Annotated in this window: 2 protein-coding genes and 1 pseudogene; all 3 read right to left on the bottom strand. The window is 65.2% G+C overall.

Annotation, left to right across the window (positions count from 1 at the left end; all coding sequences use genetic code 11):
• Positions 1–128 precede the first annotated feature (128 nt).
• On the bottom strand, positions 129–947 hold the full coding sequence (locus tag ACFWN1_RS30850; protein ID WP_384369257.1) for a hypothetical protein: 819 nt from the start codon (positions 945–947) through the stop codon (positions 129–131).
• The gene (locus tag ACFWN1_RS30845; protein WP_384369255.1) at positions 947–5,473 is read right to left on the bottom strand and encodes an AAA domain-containing protein; all 4,527 of its coding nucleotides are present in this window, start codon (positions 5,471–5,473) and stop codon (positions 947–949) included. The genes ACFWN1_RS30850 and ACFWN1_RS30845 overlap by 1 nt, the downstream gene beginning before the upstream one ends.
• Before the next feature lie 251 nt (positions 5,474–5,724).
• Positions 5,725–6,005: pseudogene (locus tag ACFWN1_RS30840) on the bottom strand (IS5/IS1182 family transposase); the annotation flags it as partial.
• Between the last annotated feature and the right edge of the window lie 149 nt (positions 6,006–6,154).

Genomic DNA, 6,154 nt, shown 5'->3' with positions numbered 1-6,154 from the left:
GGGCCCGGCAGCACCGCCGATACGCAAGCTTCGCGTCCACGATTCAGACTCTGTCCGGGGAGCACCGACTGCGCGAGCGTCTGGGTAAGCGCTAGCAGCGGTTCCAGTCGCTACATCACACGGCGATTTTATTCTTGGGGGGTGCTGGCTGCGAGGTCGTTAAGGACGGCGTTGACGGTGGACCAGCAAAGGTCGGCTGTGTCGAAGTCCGCGCTGTGCCGGGCGCGCTTTTCGGCGAGGGGATGGACGAGGTTGCGGTAGGTCCGCAGGAGGTCTGACGCCATTTTGGCGTCCTGGTCGATCCATCCGTTGGCGTGCGCGTGCTGGATTAGCTCCTGCAGCCGGGTATCGCGGGCGGGACGGGTGAGTGGCGCGGCTGCAGGACGGGTGTCGGCGGCGTGTACGAGGACGCCTTCGAGGAGGCTGCCGAGCATGATGACGGCGGAGGTGTACGCGCCGTGTTCTTGGCAGGTGCGTGCTTCGTCCAAGCGCAGCTGCACCGCACTGGCGAGATCTGGGTCGTTGACCAGGTCGGTGATGGCCACTTTGAGTTCTACGCGCTGAGGGCGCGGGACCTCGTCGGAGTCGTAGTCGGTCAGGACGGGCCGGTGCTTGTGGTAGTCGATGCGTCGGCCTTCGAGGGCGAGGATGTCCTGCAGTCGGGTCATGACGGCGTCGTAGTCGGAGGGTTGTTGAAGGTATTCACGTCGGTCGGCGAGCCGGAGGATGACCCGTTCGATGTCGGCTGCCTCCTCGTCCTGCCTTTCCCGCAGGGTCTCTTCCACCCAGAGCATCCGGGGGCGCCCGTCGTGTTCGGGAACGTTTTGCCAGCCTGCCCGCCTCAGGAAGCCGGCCAGTTCCCAGCCGGGCCGTCGCTTCATTCCCGGTTCGTCGCCGCAGACGATGGCCGCGAGTTCGGTGAGAGTGCTGTCGTCGAGATGCTCCATCAGACTGCCTCGTTGTCGTCATCGGGTTCGCTGTCGGGTTCCGGCTCGCCGTCGTAGGGGTCCAGGTCGATATCGGATTCGGTCTCGGCCAGTCCGACCGGAGTCCACGCCGGCTGGCCGGGTGACGTGCTGTCGGGGGCGGTGGCCGGGTGGATCCCCAGTTCCATCAGTCGCTTCCACAAGGGTTCCAGGGCCTGTTCCGGGTTGAGTGCGAACGCACTGCTGCGGACGCGCCAGAATGTCCATCCGGCGCGGCGCAGCTCCCGCTCGCGTTCGGCGTCGCGACGGATGTCGTCGGGGGCCGAATGGTGGGGGCTGCCGTCGCACTCCACCGCGAGGCGGCCGTGGTCTCCGGTGACGACGAGGTCGATGCGCTTGCCGCTGACTTCCCATTGCGGCACGACGTCATAGCCGCGTTCCTTGATGCGCAGGTAAACGCGCTGCTCGAAGAGGGACTCGAAGGGCTTGCACGGCGTATCGGGACGGACGTCGGTCAGCTGGTGGGAGTGAGTGTAGGGCGGGGGCGGACTTTGCATGTAGGTGAGCAGGGAGCGGCGGAGGTCTTTGCTGCTGAGCTGGTCGGCGGTCACGGAGTGGAAGAGCCACATCTGGTCGCGGGCGCGGCTGGCAGCGACGTTGAAGCGCCGCTCGTGGTGGCGGCCGGTGGCGGCGATGGCGTGGTCACCGTCCACGACCATGGACAAGAGGATGACGTCCCGCTGATCTCCCTGGAACCGTTCGGGTGTGCCTACCACGATGCGGTGACGCTCCAAGGCGGCGACGTCGATGCGTTCATGGACGAGATCCTGCATGAGCCGGGTCTGGTCGCCGTGACGGAGGACGATGACCCCGATGCTGCGGCCGGCGTAGGTGGGGTCCTGCGTGAGACTCTGCAATTGACTGACGACGGCTTCTGCCTCGGGCCGGTTGATCATTCTTTCGCGGAGTCCTTCACAATGCCCGTCGGATACGTGCACGGCCTTGAGTGGGGGCAGCCGGTCGGAGCCGTGCTGGCGCAGGAGAACGAGTTGGTTGTCGGCGTAGAACTGCATGGATGACCACTTGATGATCTCGGGCATGCAGCGGAAGTGCTCGGTGAGGCGGATGACCTCGGTGAAGCGAGACTGCAGCAGCTCGTAGAGGTTCGACTTGGGGTCGAAGCCTTCTCGTTGCCATGGCTCCAGAGCAGCCAGACGTTCGTCGAAGATCTGAGTGATGCGGTCGTGCTTACTGCCGGTGTAGTACGGCGCACACTGACGGTCGTCTCCGACAACGATCACGCGTGGGGCGAGCCAGAGCAGCAGCAATCCGTCCAGGCCCACCTGACTTGCCTCGTCGACGATGACGACGTCGAAGGAGTTTGGTTCAGGTGTAATGGTCTCCGCGACACGCCGCAGCGGCATGATCCAGGCGGGCACGGCTCCCTGGGCGGCCTGCATAGCGGATCGTGCGTGCCGCTGGTGGCGCTTGCCGTAGCCTGTCGTCGCCTGCCCGGCATTCGCGACAGCGCTCGCGTAAGCGGCCAGGGCCTGCTTGTGCTTCGTCGTCATGCGGCTGACGCACTGGAGGGCAGCGCGGTCGCACACCAACTGCTCCACCAGGTCATGGAGCCTGGCCTCAAGCTGGGCGAGTTCGCCCTCGAGTTGCTCCTCCCGGCCAGGGAGCAGATGTTGGTCGAGGAACGCGCGGGCCTGACGCCACGCCCAGGCTTGGGGCAGAACGGCGAACCTGACCTCCCAGTGGGCGGCGAGAGGCTCGGAGGCGAACTCCCGCGCCAGTTCGGGGTGGGTCTCGGCCAGACGCGCGAAGAGCTTGCCTGCCTCGCGACGGTCCGCTTCACGCTGGTAGGCGACGGACAGATCCTCGACGGCGCGGATATAAGCTGAGGCGTCCCGAGCCACTGCGGCTTCCGCGGCACGCTTTAGCTCCTGAACACCGTGCGGATGAGTCGGTGGGAGGGCGCCCAACAAGGCGTCGAACTCGCGAAGCGAGGCGTCGAGGCGCAGTAGCTGCCGGGAACGGGAACAGGCTCGCTGTACCTCCTTCCACTGCTCGGTGGTGGTGACCGGCTGCTGAATCCCGGCCGTCAGCAGAGCCGCGTGGACGCGGCGGACGGACTCTGCGCTTTCATCGATGGCCCGAAGGACTGCGGCTCGGTCCAAGAGCTCGGAAATGAGGCGATCTTCTGGATTGGGATCCGGCGCTGCCCTTACGCCCTCCCACCGGCCGCGCAGGGTGCGGACGTGGGCGCGCATTTCCAGATGCCGCACAACTGCGGTGATCCGCTCCCGGTCGACTGGAGCCATGCCTTCGACCCGGCACTGCTCAAGAAGGAAGCGCGCCTGCCGGACGACCGCAGACCGAGGCCAGCGCAGACTCAGCCTTCCAGCGCGCTGGAGATGTTGCTCCAGATTGCGGGCCGCGATCAGGTGATCCTTCTCCGCGCTCTCGGAGACATGAGGAACTTCCACGTCCAGGAAGCCCGTGGCCGCGATCTGCTCGTAGGTCTGCTGGGCACGCAGCGAGGCTTTGCGGATGCTGTCCCACAGTTGCTGCCGACGCCCGGCCAGGCCGTCTGTCAACGCCCGCGTCGTCCAGTTCCCGTCTTCCCACGCTTCGGTGTCCGATGGCAACCCGACCAGCAGCAGTGCCTGTTGAGCCTGCTCGAGCATTTCCTCCAGGCGGCCCAGTTCGGCATCACCGAGGGCTGCAAGCACGCGAGCCAGGTCCGATGGAGGCTCTTGCTCCAAGGCATCTTCAGCAACCCGCAGCCTCTCAGCAGATCGCGCCACCTCTGCCGGATCGGGAAGACTGGCCGGATCAGGGCAGTACAGCACATCTGTGTCTAGGATGCCCGCTCCGTGCAGCTCCGCCAGCAGGCGCAACCGCTGTGCCTCGTCCGTGGTCAAGACCGGCGCTGCGGCAGCAGGGGAGGGGAGGGGCGGCAGCCATTGGTAGCGGTCTGTTCCGCTCGCTACTGCCTGCACCATGTCGTCAAGCAGCCCCCGGTATCCGGGTGCTATCTCGGGATGCTCATACCATTCGGCCTCGCGGATCTGGCGCAGACTGTCGTGGATCCGTGCCCGCTGAGCCATGAACTGAGGACGCTGCTCCTGCGCGGCAGTGATGCGCTGCCGGAGCCGTTCGAGGCTGGTTGTCGCATTGAGGTGATTCAGGGCTTCCAGAGAGCGGCGCAGATCTGAGGAACCGCTCTGCCACTGATCACCCTGGATGACACACATGCTGCGCAACCTGGGTGGAAGCTGATCACGCAGGACGTTCAGAGCTCGGCCTTTTTCACTGGTGACCAGAACACGCTTGCCGTCTGCCAGCAGTGCCGCGATCAGGTTGGCGATCGTGTGTGTCTTGCCGGTACCAGGCGGACCCTGCACCACCACGCTCGTGTCCTTCTGCAGTCGCTGCAGAACGTCCCGCTGAGCGCTGTTGGTAACCATGGGGAACAGTGGATCTGGTCCCAGCGCTGGCGGAACCGCACCGATCCTGCTTCTCCATGCCGTGCGGTGCTCAGGATCAAGGTCGTACAGCAACTGTGCCAAGCCCAAGGGAGCCTCCGCTCCCGGACGCTTGAGCGATCGGGAGATGCTCTCGTAGAACCCCAGGACGGAGCGCTGCCCGTGTTCCCGCAGGATCAGCGCGGGTGCGTAGTGCAAAGTACGTGCCCGCGCCTCGGCAGTCACATCCTCCGGGTCGTCGGTCGGTTCAAAGGGCACTACCCGCTCGACGCCGAAGGCCCGTTGCGCCCACATTCGCACTGCATCCGTGGCCCGGTCCGACAGAGGATGGAAGGGGACGTCCTCCACCGCAGAACGCACTACGCCGGTCAGCTCGGAGGAAAAGCCGTCGGACTCGCTGAGGAAATCCGTGTCCTCCAATCGCCCGGCCTGATCCGGCAGCAGGGACACCGTCACACTGATCGACGCGGGGTCCACGGTAACGGTGACCGGAACGGTAACGATGTGCCTGCGCACTCGCGACGAGGGCCGCTGGGATCCCAGCTGAAGCAGTCCGACCGCGAGAACGATCTCGAAGGAGTCGCCGTCTTGCTGGACCTTCTTCGCCATCTGATAGAGCCGTCCGTGCAGCCGACGCTGAGCCTCTGCAGCCAGCTCCTCCTGAGACCAGCGCCTCCATTGCTGTGCCCAAGCCTCGTAGGATGCGCGGACGTGTGATGGGCCGCTTTCCAACGCCGGTTGTGTCTCATCCGGATTCTCCGGAGCGCTCCCGCGCTCATTTGGCGTGGCTTCGTCGATCAACTCAGGAGGCTCTGCGCCCGGTGTGGCCACAGCCTCCGCCTGAACCCTGCCCTGCAGCAGCGATGGCAGCCGTGGCGCGTCCTTAAGCGGACGATGCTTGACCACCATGATGCGCGGGTCCGAGTCCTTGAACCGCCGCACCATGCCTTCCGGCGCGTCGGAGAACCAGATCGCCTCCGGATACTTGGAACAGTTGCGCACGGTCTTGGAGATGGCACCCCTCACCAGCTCCTGCAGACAGTCGATCAGCACACGAGTGTCACGAATAGCCCTGGGATCGCTACCGTCACGTACGGCCGAGCGAGCCATCGAATCCCCCCTACGCCCGCCACCGTGGCAAGCCTGTCAGTATCCGAGGAGTCGGCCATCTAGACAATGAATCAGACTTGTATCCGAATCAATTCAGACAGATGGGTGCCCAACCGCCACGCCGCGCTGAGGGCCGTCCCGTAAATGATTCTGAGCGGCCTCAGGCATGGTGGTCTGCTGTACGGCTCGGTGGTCTATCCGACGAGGGCAGCGAGGTTGTGCATCCGTGCGATACCGAGCATGGGTTGGTGGACGCCGTCGCCTTCGAGACGGCAGTCGCGGAGGAAGTTCTAGATCTTCATGCAGGCGAAAGTGTGCTCCGCGTGGGCGCGGACCTGTCTGTGAGACTTGTTGTGACCTTGCTTCCAGCCCAGCAACTCCTGCTCCTTGCAGCGCCGTTGGGGCATCACGAGCCGTCGTCGATGGTCATGGTTGTGCCGACGGCGGCCTGCGCGCCGGACCCCTTCCACGCCTTGCAGAACCCGCACCGGAGCAGGCGTCATTGACTCCCTCACCGGCCTGCCCCTAACCTCGAAGTTTCGTGACGGTCCGCCGACGGAGTCGGTGGACCGTTTTCGTGCTGTGGGCTGAGGTTGGGCAGGCCGAGGACCCGAGTGTCGCCTC

The sequence above is a fragment of the Streptomyces sp. NPDC058459 genome (genome assembly GCF_042721685.1).
Classification (GTDB): Bacteria; Actinomycetota; Actinomycetes; order Streptomycetales; family Streptomycetaceae; genus Streptomyces.
Note: the sequence above shows the minus strand (reverse complement) of the source record. Positions and strands in the feature narration are given on the sequence as shown.